Annotated in this window: 21 protein-coding genes and 1 pseudogene; 8 read left to right on the plus strand and 14 right to left on the minus strand. The window is 47.8% G+C overall.

Annotation, left to right across the window (positions count from 1 at the left end; genetic code table 11):
- Positions 1-92 precede the first annotated feature (92 nt).
- Positions 93-3,206, minus strand: coding sequence for a multidrug efflux pump RND permease MdtF (mdtF, locus tag AACU19_RS22560; RefSeq protein WP_105278571.1), 3,114 nt, complete (start codon positions 3,204-3,206; stop codon positions 93-95).
- Positions 3,207-3,230: 24 nt separating this feature from the next.
- Positions 3,231-4,340, minus strand: coding sequence for a multidrug transporter subunit MdtE (gene mdtE / locus AACU19_RS22565; RefSeq protein WP_311023917.1), 1,110 nt, complete (start codon positions 4,338-4,340; stop codon positions 3,231-3,233).
- Between the two features lie 107 nt (positions 4,341-4,447).
- On the opposite strand from mdtE, the gene AACU19_RS22570 reads away from it, so the two are divergent.
- A complete protein-coding gene (locus AACU19_RS22570) occupies positions 4,448-4,726 on the plus strand; it encodes a hypothetical protein (RefSeq protein ID WP_001205315.1) in 279 nt (92 codons plus the stop codon).
- Here the strand turns inward: AACU19_RS22570 and gadE are convergent, their stop codons facing one another.
- Positions 4,727-5,254, minus strand: coding sequence for an acid resistance transcriptional activator GadE (gadE, locus tag AACU19_RS22575; protein ID WP_105278572.1), 528 nt, complete (start codon positions 5,252-5,254; stop codon positions 4,727-4,729). It abuts the gene before it with no gap.
- A gap of 798 nt (positions 5,255-6,052) precedes the next feature.
- Complete coding sequence (gene hdeD / locus AACU19_RS22580; protein ID WP_000965667.1) at positions 6,053-6,625, minus strand: acid-resistance protein HdeD; 573 nt, start codon at positions 6,623-6,625, stop codon at positions 6,053-6,055.
- Positions 6,626-6,879: 254 nt separating this feature from the next.
- On the opposite strand from hdeD, the gene hdeA reads away from it, so the two are divergent.
- The 3 genes from hdeA (at position 6,880) to AACU19_RS22595 (ending at position 8,365) form a co-directional block, all read left to right on the plus strand.
- Complete coding sequence (gene hdeA / locus AACU19_RS22585; protein WP_000756553.1) at positions 6,880-7,212, plus strand: acid-activated periplasmic chaperone HdeA; 333 nt, start codon at positions 6,880-6,882, stop codon at positions 7,210-7,212.
- Between the two features lie 115 nt (positions 7,213-7,327).
- Positions 7,328-7,654, plus strand: a complete 327-nt coding sequence (gene hdeB, locus AACU19_RS22590; protein WP_001298717.1) for an acid-activated periplasmic chaperone HdeB — start codon at positions 7,328-7,330, stop codon at positions 7,652-7,654.
- Between the two features lie 63 nt (positions 7,655-7,717).
- Positions 7,718-8,365 carry an MgtC/SapB family protein gene (locus tag AACU19_RS22595; protein ID WP_001296814.1) on the plus strand — a complete coding sequence of 216 codons (648 nt, stop codon included), beginning with the start codon at positions 7,718-7,720 and terminating at the stop codon, positions 8,363-8,365.
- A gap of 42 nt (positions 8,366-8,407) precedes the next feature.
- Here AACU19_RS22595 and AACU19_RS22600 read toward each other — a convergent pair whose 3' ends face one another.
- From AACU19_RS22600 to AACU19_RS22615, 4 genes and pseudogenes are all read right to left on the minus strand, one after another.
- A complete protein-coding gene (locus tag AACU19_RS22600; protein ID WP_000478615.1) occupies positions 8,408-8,938 on the minus strand; it encodes a helix-turn-helix transcriptional regulator in 531 nt (176 codons plus the stop codon).
- A 155-nt stretch (positions 8,939-9,093) separates the two neighbouring features.
- Positions 9,094-9,660: an outer membrane lipoprotein Slp gene (gene slp / locus AACU19_RS22605; protein ID WP_105278573.1), complete on the minus strand. Its 567-nt coding sequence runs from the start codon at positions 9,658-9,660 to the stop codon at positions 9,094-9,096.
- A gap of 352 nt (positions 9,661-10,012) precedes the next feature.
- Positions 10,013-11,129, minus strand: a pseudogene (locus tag AACU19_RS22610) (hypothetical protein).
- Positions 11,130-11,703: 574 nt separating this feature from the next.
- Entirely contained in the window at positions 11,704-12,705 is a 1,002-nt protein-coding gene (locus AACU19_RS22615; protein ID WP_123057646.1) for a permease, read from the minus strand.
- A gap of 107 nt (positions 12,706-12,812) precedes the next feature.
- Between AACU19_RS22615 and AACU19_RS22620 the strand changes: the two genes are divergently transcribed.
- The gene (locus tag AACU19_RS22620; protein ID WP_105278577.1) at positions 12,813-13,133 is read left to right on the plus strand and encodes an ArsR/SmtB family transcription factor; all 321 of its coding nucleotides are present in this window, start codon (positions 12,813-12,815) and stop codon (positions 13,131-13,133) included.
- Between the two features lie 20 nt (positions 13,134-13,153).
- Here the strand turns inward: AACU19_RS22620 and arsC are convergent, their stop codons facing one another.
- The 4 genes from arsC to AACU19_RS22640 all read right to left on the minus strand — a co-directional run bounded on the left by arsC (position 13,154) and on the right by AACU19_RS22640 (position 15,873).
- Entirely contained in the window at positions 13,154-13,579 is a 426-nt protein-coding gene (gene arsC / locus AACU19_RS22625; protein ID WP_000065782.1) for a glutaredoxin-dependent arsenate reductase, read from the minus strand.
- Positions 13,580-13,591: 12 nt separating this feature from the next.
- Positions 13,592-14,881 (minus strand): arsenite/antimonite:H(+) antiporter ArsB, encoded by a 1,290-nt coding sequence (gene arsB / locus AACU19_RS22630; RefSeq protein ID WP_105278578.1) that lies wholly within the window; start codon positions 14,879-14,881, stop codon positions 13,592-13,594.
- A gap of 54 nt (positions 14,882-14,935) precedes the next feature.
- Entirely contained in the window at positions 14,936-15,289 is a 354-nt protein-coding gene (arsR, locus tag AACU19_RS22635; RefSeq protein ID WP_000008961.1) for an As(III)-sensing metalloregulatory transcriptional repressor ArsR, read from the minus strand.
- A gap of 245 nt (positions 15,290-15,534) precedes the next feature.
- Entirely contained in the window at positions 15,535-15,873 is a 339-nt protein-coding gene (locus AACU19_RS22640; protein ID WP_162754263.1) for a hypothetical protein, read from the minus strand.
- Positions 15,874-16,030: 157 nt separating this feature from the next.
- Between AACU19_RS22640 and dinQ the strand changes: the two genes are divergently transcribed.
- The gene (dinQ, locus tag AACU19_RS22645) at positions 16,031-16,114 is read left to right on the plus strand and encodes a damage-inducible type I toxin DinQ (RefSeq protein WP_001295215.1); all 84 of its coding nucleotides are present in this window, start codon (positions 16,031-16,033) and stop codon (positions 16,112-16,114) included.
- Positions 16,115-16,167: 53 nt separating this feature from the next.
- Here dinQ and gorA read toward each other — a convergent pair whose 3' ends face one another.
- The gene (gene gorA, locus AACU19_RS22650; RefSeq protein WP_000160796.1) at positions 16,168-17,520 is read right to left on the minus strand and encodes a glutathione-disulfide reductase; all 1,353 of its coding nucleotides are present in this window, start codon (positions 17,518-17,520) and stop codon (positions 16,168-16,170) included.
- A 71-nt stretch (positions 17,521-17,591) separates the two neighbouring features.
- Positions 17,592-18,434 carry a 23S rRNA (adenine(2030)-N(6))-methyltransferase gene (gene rlmJ / locus AACU19_RS22655; protein WP_105278579.1) on the minus strand — a complete coding sequence of 281 codons (843 nt, stop codon included), beginning with the start codon at positions 18,432-18,434 and terminating at the stop codon, positions 17,592-17,594.
- Positions 18,435-18,636: 202 nt separating this feature from the next.
- On the opposite strand from rlmJ, the gene prlC reads away from it, so the two are divergent.
- Both prlC and rsmJ read left to right on the plus strand, forming a co-directional pair.
- A complete protein-coding gene (gene prlC, locus AACU19_RS22660) occupies positions 18,637-20,679 on the plus strand; it encodes an oligopeptidase A (protein ID WP_002432833.1) in 2,043 nt (680 codons plus the stop codon).
- 7 nt (positions 20,680-20,686) lie between these two features.
- Entirely contained in the window at positions 20,687-21,439 is a 753-nt protein-coding gene (gene rsmJ / locus AACU19_RS22665; RefSeq protein ID WP_105278580.1) for a 16S rRNA (guanine(1516)-N(2))-methyltransferase RsmJ, read from the plus strand.
- Positions 21,440-21,451 lie beyond the last annotated feature (12 nt).

The raw sequence follows: 21,451 nt of genomic DNA on the forward strand, positions 1-21,451 counted from the left end.
TTCCTGACGGTCAGCTGGTTGTTGAGTGGTGAATGGTTAGCAGGAAAGAGTAAGGCTGAACCCTCACGTTCAACCTTACTCTCATTTACACGTTACGCTTTTTTAAAGCGGGCAAAGAGATGTTCCACTACAACGAAAAAGACTGGAACGAAGTAAATGGCCAGCACTGTTGCGGCAAACATCCCGCCCATCACGCCGGTACCTACCGCGTTTTGCGCGCCGGAACCGGCACCATGACTGATTACCAGCGGCAGCACGCCGAGAATAAAGGCCAGAGAGGTCATCAGGATTGGGCGTAAACGCATTCGCGCCGCTTCGATGATCGCCTCTATCGGCGTTTTCCCTTCTTTCTGCATCATCTCAACGGCAAATTCGACGATCAGGATGGCGTTCTTGGCGGAAAGCCCGATGGTAGTCAGCAAACCAACCTGGAAGTAGACGTCATTACTTAAGCCGCGCAGATCGGTGGCCAGTAATGCGCCAACGACGCCTAACGGTACAACCAACATCACCGAGAACGGAATTGACCAGCTCTCATAAAGTGCGGCAAGGGCGAGGAACACCACGACCAGTGAAATGGCATACAGCGCGGGAGCCTGGTTTGAGGATAACGCTTCCTGATAAGACAGTCCGGTCCATGAGTAGCCGACGCCTGCCGGAAGTTTAGCGACCAGGTCTGCCATAAATTTCATGGCGTCACCGGTACTTTTCCCGGCCGCCGCTTCTCCTAAAATCTCCATTGACGGGATACCGTTGTAGCGTTCCAGTCGCGGCGAACCATAGGTCCATTCGGTAGACGAATAGGCAGAAAGCGGTGCCATCGTGCCAGAGGCGTTGCGTACATACCACTGGTTGATGTTATCCGGCAACATACGGAACGGCGTGCCTGCCTGGACATACACTTTTTTCACCCGTCCCTGGTTGAGGAAGTCGTTCACGTAGCTGCTGCCGAAGGCGGTGGAAATTGTCTGGTTGATATCGGACAGCGCCACGCCCATTGCCTCGGCTTTCGCGGCATTGACGTTAACTTTGAACATTGGCGTATCTTCCAGGCCGTTCGGGCGTACCCCGATAACCTGGTTCGGCGATTGCGCAGCCAGTGATAACAGCTCGTTTCGCGCCTGGGTCAGTTTTTCGTGCCCCAGGTTACCGTTGTCCAGCAGTTCCATATCAAAACCTGAAGCGGTACCCAGTTCAGCCACCGCGGGTAAGTTGAACGGGAAGACGACGGCTTTATTGATACTGCTTAGCGCAATCATTGCCCGCTGAATGATCGCGGTAACTGAGTTTTCCTCGCCGACACGTTCAGACCACGGCTTGAGGCTGATAAACGCCAGACCGTTGTTTTGCCCCTGGCCACTGAAGCCAAAGCCGCCAACGGTAAACACCGACTGAACATTATCTTTCTCTTTTGTCAGATAATAATCAGTCACCTGTTGCAGCACTTTCGTGGTGTTAACCATGGTGGCACCGGAAGGTAACTGCGCGGTGGTCATAAATACCCCCTGATCCTCTTCTGGTAAGAAAGAGGTCGGCGTACGCAGGAACAGCACTGCCATCCCGGCGCAAATCAGCAGGTAGACCACCATGTAGCGACCGGTACAACGCAACAGCGAGCGGGTGCTGTCGGTATAGTGATGAGTCGATTTTTCAAACAGCGTGTTGAAGCGTGCGAACAGGGCGTTAGGTTTGTGACCGCCTTCCGGCGCGGCTTTCAGAATGGTGGCGCACAGGGCAGGGGTCAGGCTCATTGCCACAAATACTGAAAGCAGCATGGAGGAGATCAGCGTGATGGAGAACTGTCGGTAGATCTCCCCGGTTGCACCGCTCATAAAGGCCATTGGCATAAACACCGCGGAAAGCACAACGGCAATCCCGACCAGAGCGCGTTGGATTTGCCCCATCGATTTATGCGTTGCTTCCTTCGGCGGCAGTTTATCCTCCGCTATCACGCGCTCGACGTTTTCTACCACCACGATGGCGTCATCCACCAACAACCCTATCGCCAGCACCATCCCGAACATGGTGAGGGTGTTGATGGTGAAACCGACCGCCGACAAGATCGCAAACGTCCCGAGAATAACCACCGGTACGGCAATCGTCGGGATGATTGTGGCACGGAAATTCTGCAAAAACAGATACATGACCAGGAAGACGAGGATGATAGCCTCAACCAGTGTTTTGAAAACTTCCTGAATAGAAATTTCGATAAACGGCGTCGTGTCGTAAGGATAAACCGTCTTCAGACTTGCGGGGAAATAGGCTGATAAGCGGTTCAGCTCCTCTTTGACTGCCCGTGAGGTATCCAGGGCATTTGCTCCGGTAGCCAGTTTGATGGCGATCCCGGCCGCAGGTTTGCCGTTATAGCGCGCCACGGTGGAATAATCTTCCGCCCCAAGTTCGACGCGGGCGACATCACGCAGCAGCACTTGCGAGCCATCTTGCTGAACTTTCAACAGGATTTTGCCAAATTCTTCCGGCGTTTGCAGACGCGTCTGCACAATGATCGAGGCGTTCAGTTGCTGGTCTGCCGCCTGTGGCATGCCACCCAGTTGACCACCGGAAATCTGGTTGTTTTGCACCTTAATCTGGGAAATAACATCGGAAGGTACCAGGTTGTATTTATTGAGTTTTTGCGGGTCCAGCCAGATACGCATGGCATACTCGGAACCAAAGAGTTGTACGCTACCAACGCCCGCGGTACGGCTTAGCGGGTCTTTGATATTAGACGCTACATAGTCCGCGATATCGTACTGGTTGAGACTGCCGTTATCAGAAATGAACGCCGCTACCATCAGGATATTACTGCTCGACTTATCGACGCTAATCCCCTGCTGCTGCACCGCTTCAGGTAATGAAGGCATAGCGAGTTGCAGTTTATTTTGCACCTGAACCTGCGCGATATCAGGCGATGTTCCCGTCTCAAAGGTCAGAGTGATGGAGGCATTACCCGCCGCATCGCTGGTTGAAGACATGTACATCAGGCCATCAAGCCCATTCATATTTTGCTCAATCACCTGAGTGACCGAGTCTTCTACCGTTTGCGCATCGGCACCCGGATAGGTTGCGCTGACGGTAATGGTTGGTGGCGCAATCTGCGGATATTGCGCAACCGGTAAGTTCATGATCGCCAGACCACCTGCAAGCATCATAATAATGGCAAGTACCCAGGCAAAAACCGGGCGATCAATAAAATAGTTAGCCATGAAAGTCCCCTTAAGCCTGCAACGTTATTGTTTCGATTCGGTGCTGGCGTTTTCCTGGCTGGAGGAAATTGCACGTGCTTTGATACCCGGATGAATACGTTGCAAACCGGAAACGATCACCCGATCGCCAGCCTGCAAACCAGAAGTGACAACCCACTGGTCGCCGATGGCTTTGCTGGCTTCAATTTCGCGTAGCTGCACGACATCGTCTTTATCCAGAATGAGCGCCGTTGCTTTACCCTGGGCGTTGTGGGTGACGCCTTCCTGCGGCACCAGTAATACATTCTGGCGGCTACCTTCATCCACTAATGCCGTGACGTACATGCCAGGCAGCAAGTCACCATTTGGGTTGGGGAAAATCGCCCGTAACGTCACGGAGCCCGTGGTTTCATCCACCGTCGGGTCGGAGAATTTCAGCGTGCCGGTCTGGCTGTAACGTTTACCATTTTCCAGATTGAGCTGTACTGGCGTACTGCCCTGAACCTGTTTGATTTGCCCACTGGCGACCTCTTCTTTCATGCGCAAAAAATCCTGCACCGACTGCGTGAGATCGACATAAATCGGGTCCAGACGTTGTACGGTAACCAGCGAATCTGCCTGATTAGCGGTAACGAGTGCGCCGACGGTCACCGACGATTTCCCGCTGACGCCCGTAATCGGCGAGGTGACATTTGCGTATTGCAGGTTGATAGTCGCCTGTTCAACAGCCGCTTTGGCGACGGTGACATTGGCTTCTGCTTCATTCAGCTGGGTGCGCGCGGTGTCGTAATCCTGACGGCTAACGTAGTTGGTCTTCAGCAATGATGCCTGGCGGTTGAAGGTGATGCGGGCATTGCTGGCGGTTGAGAGTGCTTTCGCCAACGAGCCTTTGGCGGAGTTTAGATCGGCCTGTAAAGGCGCAGGATCAATCTGATACAGCGAATCGCCCTGGTTCACTTTATCGCCTTCGATAAAGTTGCGTTTAATGATAATACCGCCCACCTGGGGGCGTATCTCGGCAACTTCATAAGGAACGGTTCTACCGGGCAATTCGCTCAACACATTGACCGAACCGGGGGAGAGTGTGACGACACCGACCTCAGGCGTCATGGCGGCGGCGTTTTCCGTCGATTTGTCATCGCAGGCGGTGAGCATCGCGCCGCAGAATAACAACGGTATTAACAGTTTTCTTCTTCTGTTCATTTTAGTCCCTGAAAATTCTTGAGATATAACGGTTCTTTAAATTGCGCGCGAGGAGAGGTATGAGGGATTTACAGACCAGCGGCATAGTGGGGTTGTCAGCCAGTAAGATGGGATGCAAGCACAGTGATCGACATGGTGAGGTCAACGACAAAAAAAATGTTGCCGTTCTGCCAACAGTTCCTGCCAGCATTCGGGCAACGAAGGGTTCTACTGGTGGATACACATACCAGGGGAATAAAGTCGTTTTCGCCTCTCCTTTAGTCATCACCGGGGATAATGAAATCAGCATCTGCATCCCTCTTCATGCCTGCCATCATTTTCAGTTAATTATGTCCTGACTAAAAATAAGATGTGATACCCAGGGTGACGATGTCGCTCATACGTCTTAGTTTCAGCTTGTACATAATGTTGAATTTCTGAATCTTTAATGTTTGTTGCGAAATATTGAGCGTTGACGTGATATTGCTTTCGTTTTTGTTTTTCAGAATCAGCTGCATAATTTTGAACTGATTATGTGAAAAACATAATTGTGAATTCTTATGGGGCAAGTGTTTACCATAAGTAATCTCAAGAAGATTTTTGATACTTTCTTTGCGGCTGACAAAATAAATAGGCGCTTTAGCTTTTAGTTTACTGATGTGATAAGGTGCCAAAACAATAATTCTCTCGGCGTCTAATTTCTCCAGAAATTTAATCGCTTCTTCATCAAGGATATGGTTGTGATAGGTATCAATGATAACCTTGAAGGGTTTATTACCTACTTTTTTGATCTCTAACAGGGAATTGATTTTTATCATTTCGTGATTATCTTTCAACTGCCAAAAGCCCTGTAAAAGAAAAGAATCTTTCGTCATGAGAAAAATCATAACTTGCTCCTTAGCCGTTATCGTTTCGAACATGTCATCCTTTTCATTATTTACATCCCTGTCCGAATCGTTGTTCAATATAGTAAACGCCTATAAGAACCTTGCCCTTCGTGAACTAATACGTCTATTAACACTAATCAATACTTCAGATTTATCCATCACGCACTCCATATATTGATCCTAAGTAAAATTCCTGGTTGTTATCAGATTGTAAACTGCAAACAAAAAATTAACGTTTGCGGATTACTGCCCAAGAATAAGTTATCAATAACCAGTTTGTGATCTCTGAAGAATATTACTAAAGTTAAAATGTAATCCGATTTAAATATCGAGTCTCCTTGTTTCGACTTAAGCTGGCAATTGGATTGCCAGCTTTCTTTTAACGCATTGAAATTACCTGAGTAAATAACTCATTCATGTCTTCAGGTTTTTATATAGCGTCTGGAGACACGGATATTTATGCAATGTAATCAACGCCAGTTGCAAAAAAATGAACCCGGATTACTTATTTAACCGCCCATAGCATCAACGTTTACGGAACTCTTTGTTCACTTTCCCACAGCACTTTTAAAACATTAAACCTGACTACGGAAAATATCAGCCATGATAATGTTTGAAATGGCTAATTTGCCATGCAATGAAAAAAATCAGATAAAATTCAGTAGGTTGAAATACTCATCAGCAGGTAATTATTTCAATGATAGCGCGCAATTGATCTAAAATGCTGTGTAGCGGAGAGAGTATTAATTGGATCATAGTCACATCAAGTGACTATGATCCAGGTGGCAATAGGGATAATTATTGCTTTTTAACAAACAAACTGGCGAAGCTGAACAGGCTAGCGGCGCTAAATATCAGTTCAATACCCACCAGTGTGGAAACCAGCGTTACAGAAACCATCGGCGTTGCGCCAAGGAATATCCAGGCAATGACGATATCCAGCACACCAATAACGAGCTGTAGCCAACTGCCTTTCATTGAACGCTGACGATACCAACTCATCAGACGAATAACTCCTGCCACACAGAACAAACCGGCAATAAATGCCGCAATGGCAAAAATGCCCAGCTCCGGTGCGCGGATGAAGAAATAGCCGATCAATAAATAGGCGATTGCGACGAGGAAACCGGATAATACAGGCCAGAAATTATGACTGCGGTTGCTGAATAACCCGACAATAAGCGCAATACCTGAGCAGATTAATAATGCACCCACTACTGTGCTTAAAATATCGCCAGAGACGAACGGGAAACTGATACACAGCAACCCGACGATAAACAGCAGCACGGCAATAAACTGGATTGCTCTACGGTGCTTTTTAAGCATCTCCAGATCAAACTTCAAAATTGTTGCCTTATCTATATATAACATATAACCACCCTATAAAATTAAGAAGAAAATCCCCTGCTATCAATCTATGCCAAAAACGCGTCTAAGAATGCAGTCGATTTAATAAAAATTTCCTAATTACAGTATCTGATACATCTGTAACTCATTGTATTGAAATAAAAATATCTGATTTTGATATTTTCCATCAACATGACATATACAGAAAACCAGGTTATAACCTCAGTGTCGAAATTAATTCGTGACGGCTCTTTCACTTTATAGTTGAGGATATTACGATGAAAAAAGTATTAGGCGTTATTCTTGGTGGTCTGCTTCTTCTGCCAGTGGTGAGCAATGCAGCGGATGCACAAAAAGCAGCTGATAACAAAAAACCGGTCAACACCTGGACCTGTGAAGATTTTCTGGCTGTGGACGAATCCTTCCAGCCAACTGCAGTTGGTTTTGCTGAAGCACTGAACAATAAAGATAAACCAGAAGATGCGGTTTTAGATGTTCAGGGTATTGCAACCGTAACCCCAGCGATCGTTCAGGCTTGTACTCAGGATAAACAAGCCAACTTTAAAGATAAAGTTAAAAGCGAATGGGACAAAGTTAAGAAAGATATGTAATTCCGGGAATACGTTACATCGTACTTCCTTGCATATTGAACAGGTAGGAATACCTTCTTCAAAAGCAGCTATTCCTTCTGTTCATATTTAATCTCTATATTGAATGGGTTACAAAATGAATATTTCATCTCTCCGTAAAGCGTTTATTTTTATGGGCGCTGTAGCGGCTTTGTCACTGGTGAACGCACAATCTGCGCTGGCAGCCAATGAATCCGCTAAAGATATGACTTGCCAGGAATTTATTGATCTGAATCCAAAAGCAATGACACCGGTTGCGTGGTGGATGCTGCATGAAGAAACAGTTTATAAAGGTGGTGATACTGTTACTTTAAATGAAACCGATCTTACTCAAATTCCTAAAGTGATCGAATACTGCAAAAAAAATCCGCAGAAAAATTTGTATACTTTCAAAAATCAAGCATCTAATGACTTGCCGAATTAATGGGGCACAAGTAAAAAGGAGTAGCAAGTTGAGCCATCTTGCTGCTCCTTTTTGCATTTTTATATGACAGCAGAATTTATTATACGTCTTATACTCGCGGCAATTGCCTGTGGCGCTATTGGCATGGAAAGGCAAATGCGTGGCAAAGGAGCAGGGTTACGCACACATGTATTAATTGGCATGGGAAGCGCCCTGTTTATGATTGTTTCGAAATATGGTTTTGCTGACGTGCTGTCTTTAGATCACGTCGGACTGGACCCCAGCCGTATTGCTGCTCAGGTGGTGACGGGCGTCGGGTTTATCGGTGCAGGTAACATTCTCGTTCGTAACCAAAATATTGTGGGTCTGACGACGGCAGCCGATATCTGGGTGACTGCGGCTATTGGTATGGTGATTGGCAGCGGTATGTATGAGCTGGGCATTTATGGTTCAGTAATGACCTTGCTGGTGCTGGAAGTCTTTCATCAATTAACCTTCCGCCTGATGAATAAAAATTACCATTTACAGCTGACATTAGTGAACGGTAATACGGTATCAATGCTCGACTGGTTTAAGCAGCAAAAAATAAAAACGGATTTAGTTTCGTTGCAGGAAAATGAAGATCATGAAGTGGTCGCCATTGATATTCAGCTTCATGCCACGACGTCGATAGAAGATCTGTTGCGATTATTAAAAGGTATGGCAGGGGTGAAAGGCGTTTCAATTAGCTAATCTGTGTGGTAGCGAAATCACACTCGCCACCCTACTGGAAATTCACACCAGATAATCAATATGCTGATGGCGTACCAACTCATTGATCCGCTTAAGATTGAGGATCATCATGATATTGTGTTTATGGCAGTAGAACGTTTTTAGCGATATTTTCAGTTTCTCCAGAATATCTTCCGTTGTCATTTGATTCGCAATACAGCTTAGAACCTGATGCTGCTTGCGCGAAAGGGACACATCCGCTTCAGGCACAGAGCAGTAACTGCCATTGATGAGTGCGACAAAGTCGATGATGGTGATAGTTCGCGGAACAAAGGTCACCGGTACTTTCCCCAGGCAGCGTTTAATATTAAAGGGAGAGAAAATAATCACATGGACAGGTTTTAATCGTTCAATCTGAGTGAGCAAATTAGAATGAAATACATTATTCATTAATGTATCAATAATGACGAAGGCATGCTGATGCAACATTACGTCGATCTCTTCTTCGTTCTGTATATGAACGACATTACCTTTGCTCAGAATGTTTTTCATCGCAGTGAAGAACATCGTATCCCTGGTAATTATAAGAAACATAACCGACTCCTGGTGCGGACATTAACTTTATAATCAGTTTGCCAAAGGTAATTAACAGGACAGGGCTTATAATAATAATAGTTAGCTGGCTGTGTATTAATTTGATGTAATGCATGATGCAGATGCTGAGAAAGCATCTGCATCTCTCGGTGGTGTTATTTGACCAGCTCAGGTGTTACTTGACTCACCGCATTGGTGTAGTAAGGCGTGCCCCAGCCCGGTTCCGGCCAGAATGCACCATAGCCGTAATCCCACAGGTTATAGGTGGTATTAACCACTTCTCTCAAATGCCACACCTGGATGCCCTGCATATTCACTTCCAGGAAGTTATACGGGACTTTATTGATAAAGCCAGGTTGTTCACCCTGAATGGTACCGAGGATGGTAACAAAGTGATTACGATAGTTCACTGGATCAAGGAAGCCGCTTTGTCTGGCGAGCAGTCGGCCCTGATAGTTGGCTTCAATATCAGGCTTCGCATAGCTATCCAACGGTAATACAGCGATTTCTAACAACGTATCCGTTTTGCCATTGATAACGTTGATAACCTTCCCGCCAAAGCGCGCTTGTTGACCAACATATAACCCCGGCTGGTTATGAACAGCAACAAAACTTTTTTGAATATCAGGTTGGTTATTGCCTTTGATATTTTGCGGAATTGAACTACATGCGGCAAGCAAAAATGAAAGGCTGAAGATGAGTGCACCTTTTGTCATGTTCATGTTACTATCCTTATCAACAAATATTAAAACCATAATAGATATTTCTTTATAGTTTTCATCTGATTCTGAGGCGATATGCCTGATAGTAACGTAAACCTGTCTGATGTTTATATCCATTCTGTTTAGTTTAATTCTGTTAATTTTGGGGCGTGACATGAGTATCCATCGCCCCATAAAATAGCCTTTTTTTAAAGGTACATAAAATCTATTTTTATTCAATGCTTATAAAGCGCTAATGTTCAATATTATGGGATTATATTCTGGTAATGATTTGATAAGCGAATTCTTTTGCCAGTTGATATTTCTATTTCCACCCCATAATTTATAGTTTTTTCATCAGGTAGCGATCTCTTTAAATAAGGTGCGTATGACATTTTTTTAGGATGAAACGTATCGTGTTGAAATATTTCGAATTGATATTCAGACATTTGTGCCCATGTTTGAATTTTATTGTATCGGGAGAGTGTCGTAAAGGCTTTAACTTGCTTATAACATTGTTTTTGGAATTCTTGCTGATATTTTAATATGTCGTTGTATGAAAGATTGGTTATCCTGGCCTCTAAAAACTTAATTATCGTCGAAGCAACTTCAGCTTTTGCTCGTAAAAAGTTGTCATTAATGGTTAATAATGTTGAAAATAAACCTTCAATTTGTTTGTCAAGATATTGTTCATCTTTATATAATTTATGGGTAGGGTGTTCCTTATGTGAAAAAATAGTGTCACATAAATTTGCGTCAGTGAAATTTATATTAAGTAGATCTTCGAAATAAAACCTTGACAAGGTTAGAACGAACCCGGACAGGTTCTGTCCTGTCATATTGAAATCAATAAAGTTGGTTCCGGCAAAGACTTTCATTCTGTTTTTATTTTCACTGTGCTCAATATATAACTTCGTCATTTTTTGATACAGGCTTTGAATATCTTTTATATTAGTTGGTAAGTCAGCTCGTTGTTCAGCAATAAAATTAGTATCTGAAAACATGGTTTGGACACTGAATGTTATGGGTATTCCCTCTTCTACGCTAATTTTAGTTATGATTGCCTTGTCGGGTTTAGGATTAGCGACAACAATGATTCGACATTCAGCACTTTTGTTCTTTTCGTATCTAATGTTATTAATCTGATTAAGTATTGATTGTGTCTGTTGCGTAAGTGGTGTCGAACTTATCGTTTCAATGTTATTAATAAGTTTTACAAGTTGAGCCACAACTTTTGAGTAGTCTGCATTTGTATATGTGGTGTTCGTGTGGCACGCATTAATTTGTTGGAGTTGTTGTTGCGCTAAATCAAATTGTTCAGCGTTATATCCTTCTTCAGACAATGAAAAATTAATGGGTTGTTGTTCTTCCTGATTATCACAAGGCCACATCGGTGTGTTTGGTGTTTTAACATTGTCGGTATCTGTTGTGCGGTTATAAATATCGCCGTGATATGTATTTATCATACCTGGGGTAAAGTCAATTGACATAACATTCCTTATTGTTCATCTATTTCGCTAAATTTTTGTAAATCGGAGAATTAGAGCAGGAATGGATTTTCTTCTACGCGGAAATAAACACAATGCGTCATATCTTCCTGATATAATTACCTTTAACTTCCCTTTCATTTCCACCCGGTAATATTTGTGTATAAAAAAAAGGCAGTGATAGTATCGTAAAGGAAAACATTAACAACTATCAAAAAGCGCTCATCTTAAAAAGTTATGATGTTCTCCGATAGTGTGTGAAGTGATATTTTTGTGATGTTTTAGATGTGTAATAATGAACCAGGTTAAAGTGTAATGTGTTGTATTGGCAGACTGAAATCTGCCCTTTAAAAGGGGGGATAGCACTGAGACAAAGAGGCATTGCTTCTCCGATAAAATGTCAGAGAAGCATGATTGCGTGGTGATTGTCGATTGATGACTTACTGACGGATCCGTCATCATTCTCAAAGCATTAGTTAAGTTATTTGTGATTTTTAAGGATTATCCTATCTATGATTTTCTACTCAGAAGGATAAGGCACTCACAATGCTCCTTATAGTTTACTGCTGGCATCTATTTAAAATAGCATTTGAGTCAAATAGCCCATCAAGATAGCCATACCTAAGATAACCGTCAGAAATGCAACTATCATCGGTATTCTGAACATTGATTTAAGTAATATCACTTCCGTCAGGCTTGCTCCGGCACTGCCGATGATTAATGCCATTAATGCTCCCAGACCCATTCCTTTTGTCATCAGAACAGATGCCAGAGGGATAACCGCCTCTGCCCGGATATACAGCGGGATTCCGACAACGGCGCTCAATGGGATGGCGAAGGGATTATCTGCCCCTGCATGAGCGGCAATCCACTCTGAGGGAATAAAGCCATAAATAAAAGAGCCTATTAATACCCCTAACAAAAGATATGGCAGTACATCTTTAAACTGTTGCAACGCATCTTTGGTGGCTAGTTTTATGGGATTAATACTTACCACAGCTTTGGTACTGCAACAGTTTACTACCGGTTTCTCAATGGCTTTAGCCGCTGGACTACAGCAACTCACTTTTATTGGCGTATATGTCGTCCCCGGCGAAGTTTTGGCTGGAGAGCAACAATTTGCTGATGAGCTTTTACTGGCAATGATATGACGTTCAAATCTCAGAGAATCCAGGATAATACTGGCAAGTACGGAGACGCCGGCGGCGATAATAGCGTACAACAAGGTAACTTTCCAACCAAAGGTCACCCACATTAACCCGACGATAATGGGATTAAGTAACGGTGAAACAAATAAAAAAGTGAGAGTCGGACCAAACCCGGCTTTCGCTGACAACAATCCACGTAGCATGGGTATTGTCGAGCAACTACAGAACGGGGTAACGGCTCCCAACAGAGCAGCCAGGAGATAGCCTCTCCCTTTTCTGGCCCCCATCATCTGCTGGATTTTATGGTCTGGCACCTTTTGTCTTATCAGGCTGACACCGGCACTAATCACCATAAACAGCAAAGAAAGCTCGACGGCGAGAAACACAAACATCTCTGCGGCATCTTGCAGCATCGCAAGCCAACTACTCATAAGTAACCTCATTGAATAAAACTATATTTCCAGAATAATCGAAATGAAGTTCAGATCAAGATATTTCTGGTATTATCGAAATATCAACCAGACAGAGGGGGTGACACATGCAATTGGAAGAGGTCGCTAAGGCACTGAAAGAGTTAGGTCATCCGACCCGTTTGTTCATATTTAAGCATCTGGTCAAAGCGGGGGAACAAGGGTTGCCGGTCGGTGAGTTGCAAAAGCAGCTTGGGATACCCGGCTCTACACTCAGTCACCATATTTCAGCACTGGTATCGGTAGGGTTGGTCAAACAAAACCGTGAGAGTCGAACGCTGATGTGTGTTTCGCAATACGCAATGCTGGAAGCGATAATTGAATTCTTACGTGAGGAGTGCTGCGTAAACAGCAAAACAGATGGCGAAGGAGCCGCGGAGAACAAATAAGGGGGCATATCCCCCTTTAGTTATTTCAACCGTTTACCCGCTTCATCAACCACTTTCTCGCCATCTTCCTTGGTGAACGCGCCTTGTTGCGCATCTGGCAGAATTTCCAGCACCACTTCTGAAGGGCGGCACAGGCGAGTTCCCAGCGGCGTCACCACAATCGGGCGATTAATCAGAATCGGGTGCTGAAGCATAAAGTCGATTAACCGATCGTCAGTAAATTTATCTTCTGCAAGGCCCAGTTCCTCATACGGCTCGACGTTTTTACGCAACAGCGCACGAACGGAAATCCCCATATCGGCAATGAGCTTGATCAGTTCATCGCGTGTGGGTGGAGTTTCCAGATAATAGATAATGGTCGGTTCTGTACCGCTGTTGCGAATCATCTCCAGCGTATTACGCGACGTGCCGCAGGCCGGGTTGTGATAAATAGTAATGTTGCTCATATCAGTATCTCATTACGATGTGAAAGAGAGACGAAGCGCCAGCGCGGCGAGCGTCACAAACAGCACTGGCAGGGTCATGATAATCCCTGTACGGAAGTAATATCCCCAGCTGATAGTCATATTCTTCTGCGAAAGTACGTGCAGCCAGAGCAGCGTTGCCAGGCTACCAATTGGGGTAATTTTCGGTCCCAAATCACAGCCAATCACGTTGGCATAGACCATCGCTTCTTTGATGACACCAGATGCCGTGCTGCCATCAATGGACAACGCGCCAACCAGTACCGTCGGCATATTGTTCATAATAGAAGAGAGGAAGGCGGTGAGGAATCCGGTGCCGAGCGTCGCCGCCCACAGGCCGTGATCCGCCAGCACGTTGAGTACGCCAGAAAGATATTCCGTTAGTCCGGCATTGCGCAGGCCGTAAACCACCAGATACATGCCGAGCGAGAAGATGACAATCTGCCAGGGGGCACCGCGCAGCACTTTACCCGTATTAATCGCATGACCGCGTTTAGCGACGGCAAATAATATCAGCGCGCCTACTGCCGCAATGGCGCTTACCGGAATGCCGAGCGGTTCCAGGACGAAAAATCCCACCAGCAGAAGCAGTAAAACAACCCAGCCAGTTTTGAAGGTGGCAGGATCTTTAACCGCTTCTACGGGAGATTTAAGCAGCGCCATGTCGTAGTTCTGCGGAATATCTTTGCGGAAATAGAGATGCAACATCACCAGGGTAGCCAGTATTGCAGCGATATCCACCGGCACCATCACCGAGGCGTATTCGCGAAAGCCGAGGCTAAAGAAATCTGCCGAAACGATATTCACCAGATTGGAGACAATAAGCGGCAGGCTGGCGGTATCGGCAATGAATCCGGCCGCCATAACAAACGCCAGCGTAGTGCCTTTGCTGAACCCTAAAGCCAGCAGCATGGCGATGACAATCGGCGTCAAAATAAGCGCCGCGCCATCATTGGCAAACAGGGCCGCAACGGTAGCACCGAGCAGGACAATCCAGGTAAACAGCAAGCGACCGCGCCCATTGCCCCAGCGTGAGACGTGCAGCGCCGCCCATTCAAAAAAGCCGGACTCATCCAGCAGCAAGCTGATGATAATGACGGCTATAAACGCAGCCGTCGCGTTCCAGACGATATTCCACACCACCGGAATATCGCCCGGATGGACCACGCCAGTAACTAACGCCAGTACGGCGCCCAGTGTCGCACTCCAGCCGATGCCTAAACCTTTCGGCTGCCAGATAACCAATACGATGGTCAGGACAAAGATAGCGCCCGCCAGTAACATCATGCCTCCTGGATAAAACACATTCGAATATTCATATGTGTTTAGATAAATTTTTTAACTACAAATATTCTTACTGTCTGCGGAACAATTTTGTCTGGCGAGGTTACGGACAATCACCTGAACCTTTTCCTGTTCGCATCGCCAGGCCTGCTCAATAATTTTCGCCGCCCATGCTGGAATATGCGGCGATAAACGGTAATGAACCCACTTTCCTTGCTTGCGGTCCAGCAATAGCCCACTTTCACGCAGTAATGCCAGATGGCGGGAGATCTTGGGCTGCGACTGATCGAGGGCAGTGCAGAGATCGCAGACGCATAACTCACCCAGTTCGCTGAGCAGTAAAACGATGCCCAGACGGGTTTCATCGGCAAGAATTTTGAAGAGTTGGATGGGTAACAGAAATGACATATTACGCTCCTGATTGTTGCACTTAGTGTCTCTCTTCGAAGCGGATAAGTCAAAAACATATATGACTTAACGAATATGTAAGTGTAGAGAAAGGTATAGGTGTGAATTAAGCGTTGGGTGTTCATTTGAAAGGAAGTCTGAATCAGGATGTAAAAAAACCGACTTTGCGTCGGTTTTTTACTCTTCAGCCAGAGTTGGTGGCTCTGGCTGGAGTGAGAATGCCCACATCTAACGGTTCAATACTATTAGCCAGTGGCTAACATTGCAAGCGTTAGCGATTTCTTCAGCTGGCGAAGGGACAGTTTGCTATACATGGTGGTGAAAGAGGATTGATATACTTTCATCGGGTCGCTGCCGTACCAAGCCTTGTCCGAATCCGGACGTAAAAAAACCGACTTCGCGTCGGTTTTTTTACTCTTCAGCCCAGAGTTGGTGGCTCTGGCTGGAGTGAGATAGCCATCATCTAACACATCAATGCTAATACCATACTGAAACCATTGCAAGGACATGCTGGTTTTATAACCCGCAAGTACTGTATGATTATCCAGTTGGCTCTGAGGCATTTTCACTCTGGCAATGCGCATAAACGCTTTCAAAGTCCTGATCAGTGGTACGGGTGGTGCCGTTAACTGATGCTCTGGCCGGAGTGAGATTGCCCACATCTAACAATGAGGCATGCGCCGTGACAGGCAGTGGATGAGTAAGCGGATGCATTCTCACTCCATCGCATGGAGAAAACGGGTGATTGATAAAGCAATCATCGTTCTTGGGGCGTTAATTGCGCTGCTGGAACTGATCCGCTTCCTGCTTCAGCTTCTGAACTGATAGCGGAAACGTAACTAAGGGCAAAGAGCACACCACTCTTTGCCCTTTAACATTTAACGCATGGTAACGAACTCTTCTGCCGCCGTTGGGTGAATGGCGACGGTATTGTCGAAGTCTTTTTTGGTTGCGCCCATCTTCAGCGCCACTGCGAAGCCCTGCAACATTTCATCCATACCAAAGCCAATGCCGTGAATACCGACAATCTTCTCTTCCGGTCCAACGCACACCAGTTTCATGCGGCACGGCTGGCGGTGCGTGGTGACTGCGGTATACATCGCGGTGAAAGAGGATTTATACACTTTCACCTGATCGTCGCCGTATTGCTCGCGCGCCTGCGGTTCCGTTAAACCAACAGTCCCAATCGGCGGATGGCTGAAGACCACGGTCGGAATATTGCTGTAATCCAGATGCTCATCCGGCTTGTTATTAAACAGGCGTTCAGAGAGGCGGCGGCCTGCTGCAACTGCCACCGGTGTCAGTTCCACTGCGCCCGTGTTATCGCCCACCGCGTAAATACCTTCAACGCTGGTATTTTGATATTTATCGACGACGATATAGCCTTTTTCGTTGGTTTTTACGCCAGCGGCTTCGAGGTTAATGTTGTCATTGGCAGGCTCACGACCAATCGCCCAAATCAGGCAATCCACCGTTTCACTGCGACCATCTTCCAGCTCCAGCGTCAGGCTGCCATCAGCATTTTTCACGACCGCTTTCGGGATGGCGTTGGTGTGCAACTGCGGACCTTCGGCGTTCATCACTTCGACCAGCGTTTCAGAGATCATCGGGTCGAAGCTGCGCAGCGGCGCATGTTTACGAACAAACAGATGCGTCTTTGCGCCGAGGCCGTTAATCACACCCGCCAGTTCAACGGCGATGTAACCCGCGCCAACAACCGCTACACGCTCTGGCAAAGCAGGAAGGGCGAAGAAGCCATCGGAATCAATACCGTATTCCACGCCCGGAATATCCGGGTGGCTCGGGCGACCGCCGGTGGCGATCAGGATATGATCGGCCGTGATGGTTTCGCCGTTTACTTCAATGGTTTTGGCATCAACGAAGCGGGCAAAGCCTTTGATTACATCAACGTTATTTTTACCGAGCACGTTTTCATAGGAGGTATGAATACGGTCGATATAGGCGGTACGGCTGGCGATCAACGTTTCCCAGTTGAACTTATTGATGGTGGTATCGAAACCATAATCCGGGCCGTACATGTGGATCGCTTCACGGATTTGCGCCGCGTGCCACATCACTTTTTTCGGCACGCAGCCAACATTCACGCAGGTGCCGCCCAGTTCTTTGGCTTCAATCAGCGCGCATTTCTGACCGTACATAGCCGCGCGGTTGATGGAGGCGATACCGCCGCTGCCGCCGCCGATGGCGATGTAATCATAGTGTTTAGTCATGACATATTGTCCTTATCGTTGATTACCGCGATTGTAGCGCGAGACGTAATAGGTGCCAGCGATGGCTGCAATTACTCTGGCACGATCCAGCTTACGGTGGCATGCCCGGTGCCAGCCGGAACCAGTTTGCTGTGCAACCACGGCAACACGTTATTCATCTGCTGTTCCAGCTTCCACGGCGGGTTAATTACAATCATGCCGGAAGCGGTCATGCCACGGCGATCGCTGTCTGGCAGTACCGCCAGTTCAATTTGCATAATCTTGCGAATACCGGTCGCTTCCAGCTCGTGGATCATGCGCTTGATTTGCTGACGCAGCACCACTGGATACCACAGCGCGTAGACGCCTGTGGCAAAACGTTTATACCCCTCGTTAATGCCGCTGACCACCGCCTGATAGTCGGTTTTCATTTCATACGGCGGGTCGATAAGGATTAAACCACGGCGAGAAACCGGCGGCAGCTTGGCTTTAATCTGCTGGAAACCGTCGGCTTTTTCCACGCGCGCACGGCTGTCTTTCTGAAATTCAGCACGCAGCAACGGGAAATCGCTCGGGTGCAGCTCGGTCAGTTGCAGACTGTCCTGCTCGCGCAGTAGCTGGCGAGCAATCAACGGCGAACCTGGGTAGTAACGTAACTGCCCGCTACGGTTAAAATGTTCCACCACGCTGATGTACGGTTCCAGCTCCGCAGGCAGATCGTCCTGCTGCCAGATACGGGCGATACCTTCGAGATATTCGCCGGTACGCTCGGCATGTTCACTGCCTAACTGATAACGTCCCGCACCCGCGTGGGTATCCAGATAGAGAAACGGTTTATCTTTCTCTTTCAGTGACTCGATGATCAGGCTCTGAACGGTATGTTTAAGAACGTCGGCGTGGTTGCCAGCGTGAAAGCTGTGGCGATAACTGAGCATGGGTAAAGGTGTTCCGGTAAGTAAAAATCGGCCCGTATTCGGGGCGCACAAAAGCCTATCAGGACAGTATACCGAAAAGAGGCCGTCGCCGCGAAAGCGTAACGTTTCTCATTGAAATTCACTACACTTAACCCCATGCTACACACATTATGTAAAGCGCCTGTTGAGCGCTTCCTTAACCTCTTTAACCAGGACTGCGCTAATGACGAATCCGTTACTGACTCCCTTTGAATTGCCTCCGTTTTCTAAAATTCTCCCGGAACATGTGGTTCCAGCCGTGACGAAGGCATTGAATGACTGCCGCGAAAATGTGGAGCGCGTAGTAGCGCAAGGGGCACCGTACACCTGGGAAAATCTCTGCCAGCCGCTGGCGGAAGTGGACGATGTGTTGGGGCGTATCTTCTCCCCGGTCAGCCACCTGAACTCGGTGAAAAATAGCCCGGAACTGCGCGAAGCCTACGAACAAACCCTGCCACTGCTGTCGGAATACAGCACCTGGGTAGGGCAACATGAAGGGCTGTATAAAGCGTACCGCGATCTGCGCGATGGCGATCATTACGCCACGCTGAATACGGCGCAGAAGAAAGCGGTTGATAACGCCCTGCGTGATTTTGAACTCTCTGGCATCGGTCTGCCGAAAGAGAAACAGCAACGCTACGGCGAAATTGCTACCCGTCTTTCCGAGCTGGGCAACCAGTACAGCAACAACGTCCTTGATGCGACGATGGGCTGGACCAAACTCGTTACCGACGAAGCGGAACTGGCGGGTATGCCAGAAAGCGCGCTGGCGGCGGCAAAAGCCCAGGCCGAAGCGAAAGAACTGGAGGGCTACTTGCTGACGCTGGATATCCCAAGCTATTTGCCGGTAATGACCTACTGCGACAACCAGGCCTTGCGTGAAGAGATGTATCGCGCTTACAGCACTCGCGCTTCCGATCAAGGCCCGAACGCCGGTAAGTGGGATAACAGCAAGGTGATGGAAGAGATCCTCGCGCTGCGTCACGAACTGGCGCAACTGCTGGGCTTTGAAAACTACGCCTTTAAATCTCTGGCTACCAAAATGGCGGAGAACCCGCAGCAGGTGCTTGATTTCTTAACCGATCTGGCAAAACGCGCACGTCCGCAGGGCGAAAAAGAGCTGGCGCAACTGCGCGCCTTCGCCAAAGCCGAATTTGACGTCGATGAGTTGCAGCCGTGGGATATTGCGTACTACAGCGAAAAACAGAAACAGCACCTCTACAGCATCAGCGACGAACAACTGCGTCCGTACTTCCCGGAAAACAAAGCGGTTAACGGCTTGTTTGAAGTGGTGAAACGTATTTACGGCATCACAGCCAAAGAGCGCAAAGATGTTGATGTCTGGCACCCGGATGTCCGTTTCTTCGAACTGTATGACGAGAACAACGAACTGCGCGGCAGCTTCTACCTCGACCTGTATGCCCGTGAAAACAAACGCGGCGGGGCGTGGATGGATGACTGCGTAGGCCAGATGCGTAAAGCCGACGGTTCGCTGCAAAAACCGGTCGCGTATCTGACCTGTAACTTCAACCGCCCGGTGAATGGTAAACCGGCGCTGTTTACGCATGACGAAGTAATCACGCTGTTCCACGAGTTCGGTCATGGTCTGCACCATATGCTGACCCGCATTGAAACCGCCGGTGTATCCGGGATCAGCGGGGTGCCGTGGGATGCGGTCGAACTGCCGAGCCAGTTTATGGAAAACTGGTGCTGGGAGCCGGAGGCGCTGGCGTTTATCTCCGGTCACTATGAGACTGGCGAACCGCTGCCGAAAGAACTGCTGGATAAAATGCTGGCGGCGAAGAACTACCAGGCGGCGCTGTTTATTCTGCGTCAGCTGGAGTTCGGCCTGTTCGATTTCCGTCTACATGCAGAATTCCGTCCGGATCAGGGGGCGAAAATCCTCGAAACTCTGGCAGAAATCAAGAAACTGGTTGCCGTGGTACCGTCTCCGTCATGGGGCCGTTTCCCGCACGCTTTCAGCCATATTTTCGCCGGTGGTTATGCTGCAGGTTACTACAGCTACCTGTGGGCCGATGTGCTGGCAGCGGATGCCTTCTCACGCTTTGAGGAAGAGGGTATTTTCAACCGTGAAACCGGGCAGTCGTTCCTCGACAACATTCTGAGCCGTGGCGGTTCAGAAGAGCCGATGGATCTGTTCAAACGCTTCCGTGGGCGTGAACCGCAACTGGATGCGATGCTGGAGCACTACGGCATTAAGGGCTGATCATTCAGTGAAAATCTGTTTAATTGATGAAACAGGCGCCGGAGACGGCGCCTTATCTGTTCTGGCGTCCCGCTGGGGGCTGGAGCACGATGAAGACAACGTGATGGCGCTGGTGTTAACGCCGGAGCATCTTGAATTGCGTAAGCGCGATGAGCCAAAACTTGGCGGCATCTTTGTTGATTTTGTTGGCGGAACGATGGCGCACCGTCGCAAATTTGGCGGTGGGCGCGGTGAGGCGGTGGCGAAAGCGGTGGGCATTAAAGGCGATTATCTCCCGGACGTGGTGGACGCTACCGCAGGACTGGGGCGCGATGCCTTTGTGCTGGCTTCTGTAGGTTGTCGTGTACGGATGCTGGAGCGTAATCCAGTCGTTGCCGCATTGCTCGACGACGGCCTGGCGCGTGGTTATGCGGATGCGGAAATCGGCGGCTGGTTGCAGGAGCGTTTACAGTTAATTCACGCCTCCAGCCTGACGGCGCTAACTGATATTACCCCGCGCCCGCAGGTGGTCTATCTCGACCCGATGTTCCCGCATAAGCAGAAAAGCGCGCTGGTGAAAAAAGAGATGCGCGTGTTCCAGTCGCTGGTGGGGCCGGATCTCGACGCTGATGGATTGCTGGAGCCTGCACGCTTGCTGGCGACCAAACGCGTGGTGGTAAAGCGCCCGGACTACGCGCCACCGCTGGCGAATGTCGCCACGCCAAACGCGGTTGTCACCAAAGGGCATCGCTTTGATATTTATGCAGGTACGCCGGTGTGAAAGTAAAGCAGG

The sequence above is a fragment of the Escherichia sp. MOD1-EC4550 genome (assembly GCF_963876935.1).
Classification (GTDB): Bacteria; Pseudomonadota; Gammaproteobacteria; order Enterobacterales; family Enterobacteriaceae; genus Escherichia; species Escherichia coli_F.